General features: G+C 65.2%; 15 protein-coding genes. 9 read left to right on the plus strand and 6 right to left on the minus strand.

Annotated elements, in window-relative coordinates; all coding sequences use genetic code 11:
- The first annotated feature begins 389 nt into the window (after nt 1-389).
- The gene (locus tag QW863_RS00955) at nt 390-1,475 is read left to right on the plus strand and encodes an autotransporter outer membrane beta-barrel domain-containing protein (protein WP_315729332.1); all 1,086 of its coding nucleotides are present in this window, start codon (nt 390-392) and stop codon (nt 1,473-1,475) included.
- Nucleotides 1,476-1,479: 4 nt separating this feature from the next.
- Here QW863_RS00955 and QW863_RS00960 read toward each other — a convergent pair whose 3' ends face one another.
- Nucleotides 1,480-2,523, minus strand: coding sequence for a LysR family transcriptional regulator (locus tag QW863_RS00960; RefSeq protein ID WP_315712364.1), 1,044 nt, complete (start codon nt 2,521-2,523; stop codon nt 1,480-1,482).
- Between the two features lie 55 nt (nt 2,524-2,578).
- Between QW863_RS00960 and QW863_RS00965 the strand changes: the two genes are divergently transcribed.
- The 3 genes from QW863_RS00965 to QW863_RS00975 are packed head-to-tail and all read left to right on the plus strand — an operon-like array spanning nt 2,579 to nt 4,408.
- Entirely contained in the window at nt 2,579-3,220 is a 642-nt protein-coding gene (locus QW863_RS00965) for a hypothetical protein (RefSeq protein WP_315712362.1), read from the plus strand.
- Complete coding sequence (locus QW863_RS00970; RefSeq protein ID WP_315712361.1) at nt 3,207-3,830, plus strand: GNAT family N-acetyltransferase; 624 nt, start codon at nt 3,207-3,209, stop codon at nt 3,828-3,830. Before QW863_RS00965 ends, QW863_RS00970 begins: the two co-directional genes overlap by 14 nt.
- Nucleotides 3,830-4,408 carry an isochorismatase family protein gene (locus tag QW863_RS00975; RefSeq protein ID WP_315712360.1) on the plus strand — a complete coding sequence of 193 codons (579 nt, stop codon included), beginning with the start codon at nt 3,830-3,832 and terminating at the stop codon, nt 4,406-4,408. The genes QW863_RS00970 and QW863_RS00975 overlap by 1 nt, the downstream gene beginning before the upstream one ends.
- A gap of 21 nt (nt 4,409-4,429) precedes the next feature.
- Here QW863_RS00975 and QW863_RS00980 read toward each other — a convergent pair whose 3' ends face one another.
- Nucleotides 4,430-4,606 carry a hypothetical protein gene (locus QW863_RS00980; RefSeq protein ID WP_315712358.1) on the minus strand — a complete coding sequence of 59 codons (177 nt, stop codon included), beginning with the start codon at nt 4,604-4,606 and terminating at the stop codon, nt 4,430-4,432.
- 28 nt (nt 4,607-4,634) lie between these two features.
- Here QW863_RS00980 and QW863_RS00985 point away from each other — a divergent pair, with 28 nt between their 5' ends.
- Complete coding sequence (locus tag QW863_RS00985; RefSeq protein WP_315712357.1) at nt 4,635-4,802, plus strand: hypothetical protein; 168 nt, start codon at nt 4,635-4,637, stop codon at nt 4,800-4,802.
- Nucleotides 4,803-4,892: 90 nt separating this feature from the next.
- Here QW863_RS00985 and rnd read toward each other — a convergent pair whose 3' ends face one another.
- The gene (gene rnd, locus QW863_RS00990) at nt 4,893-6,041 is read right to left on the minus strand and encodes a ribonuclease D (protein ID WP_315712355.1); all 1,149 of its coding nucleotides are present in this window, start codon (nt 6,039-6,041) and stop codon (nt 4,893-4,895) included.
- A gap of 398 nt (nt 6,042-6,439) precedes the next feature.
- Nucleotides 6,440-7,915 carry a protein adenylyltransferase SelO gene (locus tag QW863_RS00995; protein ID WP_315712353.1) on the minus strand — a complete coding sequence of 492 codons (1,476 nt, stop codon included), beginning with the start codon at nt 7,913-7,915 and terminating at the stop codon, nt 6,440-6,442.
- Nucleotides 7,916-8,175: 260 nt separating this feature from the next.
- Here QW863_RS00995 and aspS point away from each other — a divergent pair, with 260 nt between their 5' ends.
- The gene (gene aspS / locus QW863_RS01000; protein WP_315712352.1) at nt 8,176-9,963 is read left to right on the plus strand and encodes an aspartate--tRNA ligase; all 1,788 of its coding nucleotides are present in this window, start codon (nt 8,176-8,178) and stop codon (nt 9,961-9,963) included.
- A gap of 158 nt (nt 9,964-10,121) precedes the next feature.
- Here aspS and QW863_RS01005 read toward each other — a convergent pair whose 3' ends face one another.
- Nucleotides 10,122-10,709 carry a cytochrome b gene (locus QW863_RS01005; protein ID WP_315712351.1) on the minus strand — a complete coding sequence of 196 codons (588 nt, stop codon included), beginning with the start codon at nt 10,707-10,709 and terminating at the stop codon, nt 10,122-10,124.
- Nucleotides 10,710-11,286: 577 nt separating this feature from the next.
- Between QW863_RS01005 and QW863_RS01010 the strand changes: the two genes are divergently transcribed.
- The 3 genes from QW863_RS01010 to QW863_RS01020 all read left to right on the plus strand — a co-directional run bounded on the left by QW863_RS01010 (nt 11,287) and on the right by QW863_RS01020 (nt 13,874).
- Nucleotides 11,287-12,843, plus strand: a complete 1,557-nt coding sequence (locus QW863_RS01010; RefSeq protein WP_315712350.1) for an ABC transporter substrate-binding protein — start codon at nt 11,287-11,289, stop codon at nt 12,841-12,843.
- Between the two features lie 202 nt (nt 12,844-13,045).
- The gene (locus tag QW863_RS01015) at nt 13,046-13,258 is read left to right on the plus strand and encodes a hypothetical protein (protein ID WP_315712348.1); all 213 of its coding nucleotides are present in this window, start codon (nt 13,046-13,048) and stop codon (nt 13,256-13,258) included.
- Between the two features lie 154 nt (nt 13,259-13,412).
- Complete coding sequence (locus QW863_RS01020) at nt 13,413-13,874, plus strand: hypothetical protein (protein ID WP_315712347.1); 462 nt, start codon at nt 13,413-13,415, stop codon at nt 13,872-13,874.
- A 111-nt stretch (nt 13,875-13,985) separates the two neighbouring features.
- On the opposite strand, the gene QW863_RS01025 is transcribed toward QW863_RS01020, so the two are convergent.
- On the minus strand, nt 13,986-14,612 hold the full coding sequence (locus QW863_RS01025; RefSeq protein WP_315712346.1) for a LysE family translocator: 627 nt from the start codon (nt 14,610-14,612) through the stop codon (nt 13,986-13,988).
- Nucleotides 14,613-15,151 lie beyond the last annotated feature (539 nt).

A 15,151-nucleotide genomic window follows, 5' to 3' on the forward strand; every position in this document is an offset into this window, starting at 1 on the left:
CACGCTCGCGCGTGCCACGCCACAAACGGGCTTCCCGGGATCTGCTCAATTTCCGAAGTCGCGAAACGCACAGTCGAACGGCCAATCCGATTGTACGGGAGATTGCAACACGATTTTCCGCCGATATCAAGGTTGGCGGACTGATGAGAACGCGTCGCGGCGTCGCGTCGCCGGCTGCTGCTGCAACTGCGTGGCTTGTGGCGCTGGAACCACAAATCCTTGCAGGGCAGCCGCGACATGGCAATCCTCATTGACCGCGATCGGGAACTGCGGGCAGAACATCGCTGCAATATTGAAGCGAATTTGAGCGGGCGGCGAACGGGGCATCGATGCGCGGGGCGTCTCAGGCCAGGCTGGGTTGGCGAATGCGCAGCGGCGCATGCGGGGCGATGCTGCTCATCGGCGGGCTCGGTTTGGCCGCCGCTTCTTCGCCCTGCGCCGCGCAGGCCAGCCTGCCGAGCATCGCCGCAAGCCCGACGCCAACGCCGAGCCCGCTGCCCAGTCCTGCACCGGGCGCGATCAGTTCCGAACGCTCGGCCGACCGAACCGTGCTCGATCTCGGCGCGAGCTTCCTCGAACGGCTCGGTACCCAGGCCACGCAGGGCGCCACCCGGCTGCCGCGGAGCAATCCCGGCGGCGGCGGCGCGCCGGAGGCTTCGGAACAGCCTCGGTTCCGGACCTGGGGCGAGATGTATGGCGCAACCGTCCGCAGCAATGCGCAAGGCGACTTCGTCGGCGACAAGAGGACGACTTGGGGCGGCGTCGCCGGTATCGGCATGCGTCTCATGCCGGGCGTGAATGTCGGACTATCCGTCGACCAGAGCCGGACCTGGGTCGATTTGCCGCTGGCGCTGCAAGCGGCGACGCTCGATCTCACACAGTTCGGGTTCAACGCCTCGGTCGACCAGGGACCCTGGACCTGGGCGATCGCGGTCGTCCATGGCTTCGGCGGGATCAGTGCGCGGCGCGACACCAGCCTCGGTACGGCGACGTCGGTCTACGGCGCCCACATCACGGGCGTGCTGAGCGAGCTTGACTACTACTGGAGCATCGGTGAGAGCCGGATCGTTCCGAAGCTTGCCTTCGAATACACGCGCGCCACGACGGCGGCATTCCAGGAGGCGGGCGGGCTCGATCCGCTGTCGGTCAGCGGTACCTCGCTGGAGCGCGCCCGCGTTCTCGTCGGCGCCGAGTTCGGCCGCTACTTCATCGTCGACGGCAAGATCCTCGACGTCTCGGCCTATGGCAAGCTGGTCGACAATTTCAGCCAGAATCTCGGCGCGGTGACCGTCAGCCTCGGTCCGCAGAGCATCACGCTGCAGGGCCTTGGCGAGGGCCGCTACGGCGCCGACGCCGGCGCGGCACTGTCGCTATCCCTGAATCGAACGGCACGCCTCTATCTCAACTACGATGCGAAGCTTCGCTCGCTGCTGCAATCGCATCAGGGCACGCTCGGCGTCGAGTTCAAATGGTAGCTCGTCATACGGGTTTCGGCGCGACGTAGCCGTTGAAGCCGACGACATCCCGCGCGGGCGCCATCAGCGGCACGAGATTCAGCGGGTGGATGAACTCGTCCCGGAAGCAGGCATGGACCTTCGGATCGAAGATGCGTTTCAACCAGTCGATGACGACCTTGTGTCGGTCGGAGTTGCGAAACTCCTTGTGATAGGTCATCCACAGATCCATGTGGTAGTTGATGCCGAGATCCACAGGAACGAGCGGCGCCCCGAGCGCGACCGCCGAGGTCGGCAGAAAGCCGATGCCGGCGCCGCGCTCGACCGCGTAAAGCACGGCAACGCTCGAATTGGTTGAGATGCCGACGATGCCTTCGAGGGACTCCAAGCCGAGGATGCGCGCATAGCCGGTCTCGTCGAGCTGCACGCCGTGCTGCTTGATGATGCGATGATCCTTGAGCTCCGCCAGCGATGTCGGCAGTCCATGCGCGTCGCGATAGGCTTCCGACACGAAGCCGTAGATGTGCAGACGGCCGAGCTTTGCAACGATCACGTCAGGGTTGGTCGGCCGTTCGAACTGGATCGAGATGTCAGCCTCCAGCCGCGACACGTCGGCCTGCTGCATCGCGCAGCTCAGATCGACGGTGATCCTGCGATAGGTCTTCTGGAAATCGATCAGTCGCGGCAGGATCCAGAAGTTGCCGGGGCCTTCGGTCACGGCGACGCGCACCGACCCCTGAGTGTCGGTCGACAGCGAAGCGCGCCGGAAGATGTTGAAGCTCAGCCGCTCCATCTGCTCGACGTCGAAGAGCAACGATCGTCCCTCGTCGCTGAGCGACAGGCCGGATTGATCACGGATGAAGAGCTTGCATCCGAGCTCTTCCTCGAGCCGGTCGATCTTGCGCATCAGGGTCGTGCCGGTCAGTCCGAGAACATCCGCCGCGTTTCGGAAGCTGCGGTGACGCGTACAGAGCAGAAATGCTCTCAAATCCTCCCATGAGGGGTTAAGCGTTTCGTCAGACTTCCTGCGCTGCGTGGATGCAGCACCCCGATGCAAATGTTGCCGCATACACTCCAGCTCCGACAAGTATGATGACGTCATCAAAGCCAAGCTGGAAACATAGATGCAGAACCCTCACCGCGGAAGCACAGAATTCACGCTGCGACATCAGCTCGACGCGCTGCCGCGGACGGATCGGGTCGCGGCTCAGGCGGTCACGCTCGATCGGCTCGGCGAGCTCACGGCGCTCGCACGCCGGGAAATACCGGGCGTTCGTGCCTCAGAACACGAGCTTGCGGAGTTCTTGCGGCACGATCCGGACTCGATCTTCGCGCTCTACCGCGGCAGGAACCTGCTCGGCGGCATCGCCTTCCTCTATCTCAACTGCTCAGGCCTCGATGCGTTGCTCCTGGATGAGTTCAATTTGAATGATCCGCCGCGCAGATTTCTGGCGCGGCCGGACGAAGACGTAGCCGCCATCTATGTCTGGGCGCTCGTCGCGCAAGGGCGAGGAGCGATCGGTCTCGGCAATGTCGCGCAGGCGCTGCAAGGCGCGAGATTTCGCGCAGCCGATTACTATGCGCAACCATCGAGTCCGGAAGGGCGCGCGTTTCTCGGCGCGCTCGGCTTCACGCCGGTACCGAGCTTTCAGCCCGATCTCTGGTGGTATCAGCGGCCGTGGAACCGGATGCCGGAGATGATCGCGCCTTCGATCCAGTCGATGAAGGGTTTCGAACAAGGGAGCATTGCGGATGCACAGCATTAGTTCGGCCATGGCGGCAAAGACAAATCCCCGCGCGATCACGGTGCGCATCGCGCGCGATCCGAATGACCTCATGCTCGTTACGGCGATCCGCTCGGCGGTCTACCTGACCGAGCAGGATTGTCCCATGGAGGAGGAGTTCGACGGCAACGATCTGGTTGCAGCCCACTTCCTCGGTTTCGTCGGCAAGGAGCCGGCGGGATGCGTACGCGTGCGCTTCTTCGGCGACTTCGCCAAGGTCGAGCGGCTGGCGGTGCGCCATCAGTACCGGCGTTCCCGGCTGTCGTTCAAGCTGGTTCGCGAGGCGCTCGACTATTGCAGGCGAAAGGGCTTCAAGAAGGCTTATGGCCACGCGCAGGATCGTCTCGTTGATTTCTGGGCGCATTTCGGCGCCAAGCCGCTCGGCCATAATCGCAAGCTCACATTCTCCGACTTCTCCTACACGGAGATGGTGCTGGACCTCGAGCCGTGCGACGATGCGATCACGCTCGACAGCGATCCCTACATGATCATTCGTCCGGAAGGCGACTGGGATCGGCCGGGTGTGCTCGATCTCTCGGCCGGCCGGCCGGCATCGTCGCCCTTGCACGACTTCGCCGCAGCGAGACCGTGATGACGGGCCGAGATCTGTTCGGTGCCACCGAGGCGGATCCGCCTGTTCTCGTCTGCGCCGATCTGCAGTGCGAATATCTCGCCGAGGGGCGCAGGCATCTGATCGCCGATGGCGACGTCGTCATGGCGCTGTGCCGGCAGTTGATCGCGCTCTGGCGCGACAACCTGTGGCCGGTCGTCCATCTCAAGCGGATCGCACAGGCAGCCTGGTTCAACCCGGCCTCCAACCTGACGAACTGGCTTCCGGACTTCAAGCCAACCCCGGGGGAGCTCGCGTTCGAGCATCCACTGCCCTCGGCCTATAGCTCGGCCCGGTTCGCCGAGTACATGGCGAACATGCGCAGCATGCGCTGCGTGCTGCTCGGCTTCTCGCTGGACGAGACGATCCTCTCGACGGTGGTGGACGGCTTTCACCGCAGTCACCGCTATCAGGTGATCGGAGACGCCGTCGCCTGCCGGCAGGCCTGCGCCGGCGACGCCGCGTTGTACAAGCTGGTTGTAACCAAGGTGATCGGCAATTTTGCCGGCGTCCTCGACAGTGCCGAGCTTATCGGCGCCGGCGGCCGTCTAGCGGTGTGACCGCGGCGGCTATTGGCGGTATCATCCTGAGGCGAGTCGTTCGGCCAGATCGATAATCATACGGCGATCGGCCGGATCGCTGATCTTGTTGAACGCGACGACGAGGCGAAGGGCCTCGACGACGTGCAGGTCGACCGGATTCTCGCTGAGCAGCCGCAGCAGCCTCTGTTCCGGCGGTTCGCAATCGTCTTTGCTCACGCGGCAGCTCCAGGACCGAGACCACGACATGACCCGAGAGGAAGAGCTCAAAGAGCTGGCGAGCAGCCTCCGGGCAGCCATCGCAAAGGCGCGCCAGCTCAATCTGCCGACCAGCGCCTACATCCTTTCGATGGCTCTGGTTGAGGTGTCCCAGACAATCGAGGCGGAGTTGAGGGGGCAGACCAGCGCCGAATGATGGGCGGCATCATGACCACCCGTGCCGCCTGCTGCAATCAACTTGGCAGACTCGGGAAGACGCAGCCGGCCAGAGCCGCTGCGACGCCGATCAGGCCCGGTCGACCCGGACGACGCGGCCCTTCTCGATGGCGAGTGCGAGCTTGCCGTGCTTCAGCGCGAGCGCGGCCTCGCCGAACAGCTCGCGGCGCCAGCCCTGCAGCGCAGCAACGTCGGCATTGTCATCGGCGGCGATCTGCTCGAGATCGTCGACGGTGGCGATGACCTTGCTCGCCACGGCGTGGCGTTCCGAGGTCATGCGCAGCAGGACCTTGAGCAGCTCGACGATCGCAGCGCCGTTGGAGTTGTTGCGCGGCTTTTCCAGCTTGGGCAAAGCGGCGAGATCGCGCGCCAGACCGCGCTGCACGGCGGCAACGATGTCGGAGCCCCATTTGGAGCGCTCGAAGCCCTTGGGCAGCGAGCGCAGATTGCCGAGCTTCTCGATCGTTGTCGGGGCATGGGTGGCGATGTCGCCGACCGCGTCGTCCTTCATCACGCGGCTGCGCGGCACGTCGCGGCTCTGCGCCTCCTGCTCGCGCCAGGCCGCGACCTCGATCAACACGGCCAATTCCTTCGGCTTGCGGACGCGGGTCTTCAGCCGCTCCCAGGCGCGCTCGGGGTGGAAGTCGTAGGTCTTCGGCGAGGTCAGGATCTCCATCTCCTCGCTGACCCAGTCGCTGCGCCCGCGCTTCTTCAGATCGGCATCGAGCGCGGCGAACACGTCGCGCAGATGGGTGACGTCGGCCTCGGCGTAGTGCGCCTGCTCCTTGGTCAGCGGCCGGCGCGACCAGTCGGTGAAGCGGTGGGTCTTGTCGGGGCGATGGCCGGTGATGCGTTCGACCAGTTGGTCATAGGCGATGCTGTCGCCATACCCCAGCACCATCGCGGCGACCTGGGTGTCGAAGATCGGATGCGGCACGATGCCGGCGCGGTGCCAGATGATCTCGATGTCCTGGCGGGCGGCGTGGAAGACCTTGAGGACCTTCTCGTTCGCCATCAGCTCGAAGAAGGCTTTGAGATCGAGGCCCTCGGCCAGAGCATCGATCACCACGGCCTCGTCCGGGCTCGCCATCTGCACGACGCAGAGCAGGGGATAGTAGGTGGTTTCCCGCAGGAACTCGGTATCGACGGTGACGACCGGGTGGCGGGCGAGGCGGGCGCAGGCGGCTGCGAGGTCCGCGGTGGTGGTGATCAAGTCCATGAACGATCCATGACGAGGCTCTTACGCCGTCGTCCGAAAACGCTGACAAGTCAAGGGTGTCGGCAAAGGGTACGGGACGAATTCGTGTCCGCTTGTCGGCCCAATCCGCCCCGAACGCAAGCACCGCGACGCGAGCTGATCGCTCTATGGTTGATGATAGGGCGCGTCCGGCGCCGGTCAGTGATGCCGGACGCGGCCCGCAGGCCGGCGCGCCGAGGGCACCGCGAGCACGATCAGGCACAAGGCGATCATTGCCAGACCCATGAATTCGAACACCAGCGCGTCCACGTCTCAGACCTCCCCGACTTGTTGGTTCAACTTGTCGGGGCTGCGTTGATCGTTTCTTAAGGGCCCGGGCGCTGTCAGGGCGATGGTGGACGCGAGGTTAAGACCGCGTGTCAGGTGCCGCAGAAGGTCTGCAACACCTGCTCCTCCGGCTGCGGCGGATCGGCATAATCAGCCCGGTCCGGCTGGTCGTCATAGGGCCGGGCCAGCACCGCATGCAGCTCCTCGAACGGCGCGTAGTCGTCGTTCTCGACCGCTGCCGTGATCACCGCCTCGATGCGGTGGTTGCGCGGGATGAAGGCGGGATTGACCTTGCGCATGGCCGCGCTCCGCTCCGCCGCCGTCTGCGGTTCCTCCGCCAGGCGCTGGCGCCAGCGCTGGGCCCACTCGTCGAAGCCGGTGGGATCCTCGAACAGGACGCGGACCTCGCTGAGATCGCCGCTGCCGGCGGCGTCGCTGAGACGGCGGAACGTCAGCGTGAAATCGGCTCGGGCCGCCGCCATCGCGTCGAACAATGCCTGCGCCAGCGGCTGGTCGCCCTCGCGCTGCGTGGCCAGGCCGAGCTTGCGGCGCAGGCCCGCCTGGTGCGCGTCCGTAAACTGGGTGGCGAAGCCGTCGAGCGCAGCCTCGGCCTCCTTGATCGCCTGGTCCTTGTCGTCGCCGAATAGCGGCAACAGGCACTCGGCAAGCCGGGTCAGGTTCCACATCGCGATGCGCGGCTGGTTCGCGAAGGCGTAGCGGCCGAACTCGTCGATCGAGGAGAACACCTGCTTGGGATCGTAGGCGTCCATGAAGGCGCAGGGGCCGTAGTCGATGGTTTCGCCGGACACCGAGGTATTGTCGGTGTTCATGACGCCATGGATGAAGCCGACCAGCAGCCACTCGGCGATCAGCTTGGCCTGGCGGGCGATCACGGCATCCAGCAGGGCGTGGTAGGGGCGCTCGGTACCGGCGAGATCCGGATAGTGCCGGTGGATGACGTGGTCGGCGAGCCGGCGCACGGCGTCCACGTCCTGGCGCGCGGCGAAATACTGGAACGTGCCGACCCGGATGTGGCTGGTGGCGACACGGGTCAGCACCGCGCCGGGCAGGGCGGTGCCGCGATAGACCTGCTCGCCGGTCACGACCGCAGCGAGCGAGCGCGTCGTCGGAATGCCCAGGGCCGCCATCGCCTCGCTGACGATGTATTCGCGCAAGACCGGCCCCAGCGCCGCGCGGCCATCGCCGCGGCGCGAAAATGGCGTCGGGCCGGAGCCCTTCAGCTGGATGTCGCGGCGGACGCCGTTGCGGTCGACGACCTCGCCGAGCAGGACCGCCCGGCCGTCGCCGAGCTGCGGCACGAAATGCCCGAACTGGTGGCCGGCATAGGCCATCGCGATCGGCTCGGCGCCCTCGGGCACGGTCTTGCCGGCCAGGATCTCGGCGCCCTCCGGCGTCTCCAGCTCGGCCGGGTTCAGCCCCAGCTCCGCGGCGAGAGGCCGGTTCAGCTTGATCAGACGAGGCGCTGCGACCGGGGTCGGCGCCACCCGGGCAAAGAAATTGTCCGGCAGCGTGGCGTAGGAGTTCTGGAAGGGGAAATGCACGGTCATGGCTCCAAGATAGGCGCGGGGCGGCCGCTTTTCGAGCCCAAACGGCCGTCAGGTGAGCGTTTCGGCGCCAGCTCAATTCAGCATCGGCGCCGACGTTGCGGTGAGGCCCAGGGCGGGCGGCCTTTTCCGGCGCGAAGCCGAAAAGGCCCGTTCCTGCGGTTGCCGCGCCGGGGCGGCTCGGCTAAACCCTGCGCGCATTCGGAGCGCGCCCCTGCGGCTGCGCCGATTCCTTCTCCTCACGACGACCATTCAGGACGACCATGCATCGCTACCGGACCCATACCTGCGGCGCGCTCCGCGAGAGCAACATCGGAGAGACGGTCCGGCTGTCCGGCTGGTGCCATCGCATCCGCGACCATGGCGGCGTGCTGTTCGTCGACCTGCGCGACCATTACGGCATCACCCAATGCGTCGTCGATCCGGACTCGCCGGCGTTCAGCCTGGCCGAGAAGCTGCGCTCGGAATGGGTCGTGCGCATGGAGGGCAAGGTGCGCCGCCGCCCGGCCGGCGCCGACAACAAGAGCACCGACAATGACGATCTGCCGACCGGCAAGATCGAGCTGTACGTCTCCGACATCGAGGTGCTCGGCCCCGCGGACGAGCTGCCGCTGCCGGTGTTCGGCGAGCAGGAATATCCTGAGGACATCCGGCTGAAATACCGCTTCCTCGATCTGCGCCGCGAGAAGCTGCACCAGAACATCATGACGCGCGGCGCGATCATCGATTCGATGCGCCGGCGCATGAAGGAGCAGGGCTTCTTCGAATTCCAGACCCCGATCCTGACCGCGTCGTCGCCGGAGGGCGCGCGCGACTTCCTGGTGCCGTCGCGCATCCATCCCGGCAAGTTCTACGCGCTGCCGCAGGCGCCGCAGCAGTACAAGCAGCTGCTGATGATGTCGGGCTTCGACCGCTACTTCCAGATCGCGCCGTGCTTCCGCGACGAGGACCCGCGCGCCGACCGCCTGCCCGGCGAGTTCTACCAGCTCGACGTCGAGATGAGCTTCGTCGAGCAGGAGGACGTGTTCGCGGCGATGGAGCCGGTCATCACCGGCGTGTTCGAGGATTTCGCCAAGGGCAAGCCGGTGACCAAGGGCTGGCCGCGCATCCCGTTCGCCGAGGCGATCCGCAAATACGGCTCCGACAAGCCCGACCTGCGCAACCCGATCGAGATGGCCGACGTCTCCGAGCACTTCCGCGGCTCCGGCTTCAAGGTGTTCGCGCGCATGCTCGAGGACCCCAAGAACCAGGTCTGGGCGATCCCGGCGCCATCCGGCGGCAGCCGCGCGTTCTGCGACCGCATGAACTCGTGGGCGCAGGGCGAGGGCCAGCCCGGCCTCGGCTACATCATGTGGCGCGAGGGCGGCGAGGGCGCAGGTCCCCTGGCGAACAACATCGGTCCGGAGCGCACGGCTGCGATTCGCAGCCAGCTCGGCACCAAGGAGGGCGACGCCGCCTTCTTCGTCGCCGGCGATCCCGACAAGTTCTGGAAGTTCGCAGGCCTCGCCCGCAACAAGGTCGCCGATGAGCTGAACCTGTCCGACAAGGATCAGTTCAAGCTGGCCTGGATCGTCGACTTCCCGATGTACGAGTACAACGAGGACGACAAGAAGGTCGACTTCTCGCACAACCCGTTCTCCATGCCGCAGGGCGGCCTGGAGGCGCTGCAGACGCAGGACCCGCTGACCATCAAGGCGTTCCAGTACGACATCACCTGCAACGGCTACGAGATCGCCTCCGGCGGCATCCGCAACCACAAGCCAGCCGCGATGGTGAAGGCGTTCGAGATCGCCGGTTACGGCGAGCAGGAGGTGGTCGACCGCTTCGGCGGCATGTACCGCGCCTTCCAGTACGGCGCCCCGCCGCATGGCGGCATGGCCGCCGGCGTCGACCGCATCGTGATGCTGCTCTGTGGCACCACGAACCTGCGCGAGATCTCGCTGTTCCCGATGAACCAGCAGGCCATGGACCTGCTGATGGGCGCGCCGTCGGAGGCCAGCACGAAGCAGCTGCGCGAGCTGCACATCAGGACGAATCTGCCGAACAAGTAGTTCGGCAGACTGCGGGTGATGCACGAATCTTCGTCATTGCGAGCGCAGCGAAGCAATCCAGGGTGGCACGAGGTCTCTGGATTGCTTCGTCGCCTGCGGCTCCTCGCAATGACGATCGTGTGGGGATCGCAGAGCGGTCGTCACGGGTCGCGCATCGTTCACGCGGCCGAACGGCCCGGCAGCATCCGTGTCAGGACGCCGTCGCGGCGGACGACGTGATGAAACAGCGCGGCCGCGACGTGCAGGGCCACCACGATCCACGCGATCCATTTGCCGACGACATGGTGGATTGCGTCGACCGGCGGCTCGAACGCCTCCCAGGTGATCCCCCAGCGCGTCTCGATCCAGCCGAACAGCGCCGTCTCACGGAAGTTCGGCAGCGCGAACGCTCCGAAGTCGGTGGCGGCATCGGTGCCGATATAGCCGGTCAGCGGCATCAGGATCAGCAGCACGTACAATCCCCAATGCGCGGCGTGCGCGAGCCACGCCTCGGCATCTGATGCATGCGGCTGATCGGGCTGAACGTTGACGAGCCGCCACAGCAGGCGAGGCAGGACGGACAGGCCGACGATCATGCCCAGCACCCAATGGACGTTGAGCACGGGCAAGGCGTCCGGGGAAGTGTCGTCCATGAACCAGATGACATAGTACACGACGGCATAGGCCGCGATGAAGGCCGCGGCGCCGGTCCAGTGGAAGAGCTTGGCGATCGCACCGAACTCCATCGTCGTATTCTTCCATGGCATCACGAACCTCTTCCCACTGTTATGAGCTGCGATCTGCTGCTATCGCCAAAATCGGCAGCGAGCCAGCGATGGGCCGGCGGGTCAGGACGCTTCTCCCGTCAATTCAGTCTCACCTCGTCGTTATCGGATGCTGAGCTGCGGCATGTCGTCGCCGGTGACTCGAGACTGCGGCGCAAGATGACCCGGCCTTAAAGGCGTCGCTCTGCATTTGATGTTCTCGCGTTAATGCTGGTTAAGACTGCGAACAACTTCATCCGGGTCTCCGGTCGCGTCCAGGCAGCGCCGGACGATCGGGAGCATCGCGCTGACGTGGTCGAGCGGCCGGCCAGAGCGGTCATCGTGCCCCTACGGCAAACCGTTGATTCTGAGAACTAATCGTTCATGCCGCTTGTTAGTTCGGCACCTTGCGCGACGCGGCGCGTAACGCGATCGAGCGGTGTGGGCCGCTATGAGTTCCAGGCGGCACCGATCAGTCGAATGGCGGTTGCGGTGTCATGCAACCTGTCCTTAATAGGAAGCCTGTCTGACTCATGTAGTGAACATAGCCAACCAATCACAAGAAGACGGATAGTTCAAAATGACCGTTCGCTGGTGTGCGCTCCTGCTCGGAACTTGCCTCTTCGTCCCTGCCGCCTCTGCTGTCCCCATTTCCCCCGATGTCGTTCGTGATCTCGCCGCCCGCGTCGGACCGGTCGTCGGCCAGGCCGCGACGTGCCGTGAGATCGCCCAGGGGCGCGTCCAGACCATCATCGATCAATTCAGCGAAGTGATCCGCCAGGGCTCTTCGAATGGCGGCGAGCGCGATGGGCTCATCCGCACCTTCAACAGCTATATCGCCGAGGGTCGCGGCCGGGTCGCGTCCTCGCAGGTGAACTGTCAGACCGCAGAGCGCCAGTTGGCAGAGCTTGAGCGGTCACTCAGCCAGCAGCAGTCGGCGGCGCCCTCGCTGTCCTTCGCGCTGGCGCCGTCGACCGCGGCCGCGTCGACGCAGCCCACGGCCAACCTGCCGCCTCCGCTTCCGCACGGCGTCAGCGACACCGAGATCCGGTTCGGCACCGTCATCCCATTCTCCGGAGTCCGCAAGGAGTCCGCGCGCCAGATGAAACTCGGCATCGAGACCGCGTTCGCCCGCGCCAATGATGCCGGTGGCATCAACGGCCGCAAGCTGAGGCTGATCGCTGCCGACGATGGCTATGATCCCACGCGGACGCTCGGCGCCATGACACAGCTGTACGAGAAGGATCAGGTGTTCGGCTATATCGGCAACATGGGCACTGCCAACAACGCGGTGGCGATTCCCTACGCGCTGGAGCGCCGGGCGCTGTTCTTTGCGCCCTACAGCGGCTCCGCCGTCGTCCGCCGCGATCCGCCCGACCGCTACGTCTTCAACTATCGTGCGAGCTACGCCGAAGAGACCGCCGCGATCGTGCGCTATCTGATGAAGGTCAAGCGCATCCCGGCGAAGCAGATCGCCGTATTCGCGCAGAACGACGCCTATGGCGACGACGGCGCCAACGGTGTCGCCAAGGCGTTCCGCGCGAACGGCATCACCGATCCGATCATCCGCTATGGTTTCCCGCGCGGCACGCTCGACGTCGACGAGGCCGTCGGCAAGCTGAAGGCGCAGACCAAGCCGCCGATCAAGGCCGTGATCATGATCGCGACCGACCGCGCGGCGGCGAAATTCATCGAGAAGACCCACGAGGCGGTTCCAGGGCTGATCTATGCCAACATCTCGGCGGTCGGATCGTCGTCGCTCGCCGCCGAGCTGAAGCTGCTCGGCTCGAAATACACCAACGGCGTCATCGTCACGCAGGGCGTTCCGTCGGTCGCCGGCTATTCGAGCCTGGTGCTCGACTACAAGACCGCGCTGGAAAAGTACTTCCCCGGCGAAGCGCCGGATTACACCTCGCTCGAAGGCTTCATCTCGGCAAGCATCCTGATCCAGGCCCTGAAGCAGACGACGCCGCTCGAGACCGAGCGGCTGGTCGACACGCTGGAGTCGATGCAGAGCATCGACCTCGGCCTTGGCAGCAAGCTGTCGTTCGGACGCGCTGAGCACCAAGCTTCGCACAAGATCTGGGGCACCGCACTCGACGAGACCGGCACCTACCAGGCGATCGAGCTGGAATGACGGGCGGGGGGAGGCAGCCGAACTTGTCGTCCCCCCGTCAACGCCGCAGTGCAAACAACGTCCCCCGGCCGGCTTGCGGGCGGCCGGGCGACACGGATCCGACCTCGAGATCATGCCGGAACTGTTCGACGGATGCTTCATTGACTTGCAGGCGCAACAACCGTGAGCGACCGCAATGTCCATGCGAACACAGATTTCGGCGATGGTCTTCATGATGGTTCAGGCCGTGCTGTTCGGTGCGGGAGTTCTGACGATTCTTCTCACGCCGCTTAGCAATCACGCGATGCTCGCAATGCCGGTCATGATTGCCCTGAGCGTGGTGCTGTCAGCCATTGTCTCGTGGCAGATCGCACCGCGGCTGCGTGCGCGATATTGGCGCCGGCGTGGAATCAACCACGACCTGATCTCGGGCTGACGCCAGAGAGCAGCCGGCGACCGTCCCGGCTCGGCACCCCCAGATCGCTTCCGCGTCCGGCTGTCATCTGTGCGGCGCAGCACCAAAACAGGCGATGTCGTTTGAACCAACGCTGACCCGCGCGGTTAGACAGCATTCCCTTGGAGGATGAACCATGCGCGTTCCAGCAGCAGCGACCGTCGTGTTACTATCCTCTTGTCTCCTCCCCGCCGGCGCATGGGCCCAGCAGGCCGACAGCACGCCGGGAACCAGCCAGACCCAGGCCGTTCCCGTGCAGCCGGAACGCACGCCCCAGCAGTCGGACCAGGCCCGTGAACGCGAGCGCCAGAGGGCCGAGGACACGCGGGTGAACCGCGACTGGACGACACAACAGCGCGACGACGACCGGATGGGCATGGATCGCATGGACATGGATCGGATGCGCCAGCACCGCATGGGCCGCATGATGGACCAGGACATGGACCATCGCACCACGGGTCGAAACGCGCGAATGCAACGCGATGATGACGATATGGATCGTCGCGCGCGCAGTTTCGATGGCGAACGGCCCTACCGGCGCGTCAAGATCTGCTACGAATACGAAAATGGCGACGAGTTCTGCCGCTATCGCGACTAGCTCAGCGGGGGTGGTCGCCTAGCAGCATCGGCTCGCGTGCACCGGCATGGCGATGCCGGCACGCCGCGGAAATGTGCGTATGAACGTGACGACTTGGCGCCAATCTGGTCGTCAGCTCGTGCGCCGCGCCAACAACAGGGCGCCGCCAAGGCTGCACATGACGGCGCCAGACGCCTGCCGCATCCGCATCACGAGGCTTGGCCGCTGGGCGAGACGATGCCGCGCCTTGGCGGTCCAGAACGTCACGACCAGGTCGACGCTGGTGTTGAGCGTCACCGAGATCAGCCCGAGCACGACGAACTGCGCGGCGACGTCGCCGGCGGGATCGACGAATTGCGGGATGAAGGCGAGGAAGAACGCCGCCGTCTTCGGGTTCAGCGCCTCGATGATGATGCCCTCGCGAAACGCGCGCCGGCTGCCAGTCGTCGTCACCTCGGCCGGCTGGGCGACCCGGGCCTCCCGCCACGTCTTCACGCCGAGCCAGATCAGATAGACCGCGCCCGCGATCTTCAGCACCGTGAACGCCTCCGCGCTCGCCATCACCAGCGCCGACAGCCCGACCGCACCGGCGACCACGTGCACGAGGCCACCGAGCCCGAGGCCGACGCTGGAGGCCAGTCCCTCGCTTCGCCCGCCGGCCAGCGTGCGCGCCACGATGTAGAAGATACCGGGGCCGGGCGTGAGCGCGATGACGAGGGCGGCGGAGAGGAATAGAAGGAAGGTCGGGACGTCGGGCATCGGATTTCTTTGTTGGGTGAGGAGATGTGTAGGGCAATCCTTCGGACGTGGCAAAGCGGACTCAGACAGGAGGCGGCGTTTTTCGAGAGACGGCCGTGTGGGCCTGCCTCCGCTGTCGTCCTGTGCAAGCCGTGCCGTGCGACAGCGCGGTGCGGCGCCGACCCAGGACCCATAACCTCAGCGGGTTTGTGAGGAAAGGTTTGAGCGACGTGTGCGCGCCCTCCAACCAAATCCCGTGAGTATGGAGCCCGTTTGGTGCAAGCCCGGCGGGGTTCGCCTGGACGACAGCATTGGGGAAGAACAAGTTCGCATGTCCAGCAATCAATCTACTCCTGATAGATATCTGTTGCCGGGAACGGCGGTCCGTTATGATGGTGTTGAGGATGGTGTCCCGGAATATGGCGTCGTCGTGCACTGTTGGCTGGAGGAAGAGATCGGCGGCTACGATTGTTATGTTGCGTTCTTTGGATCACGGCATCCGGCGGGGAGGCCGGCCCATAAGCCCTACATCTTGCGATACGCGTCGACATCTCGCACGG

The sequence above is a fragment of the Bradyrhizobium sp. SZCCHNR1017 genome, assembly GCF_032381375.1.
GTDB lineage: Bacteria > Pseudomonadota > Alphaproteobacteria > Rhizobiales > Xanthobacteraceae > Bradyrhizobium.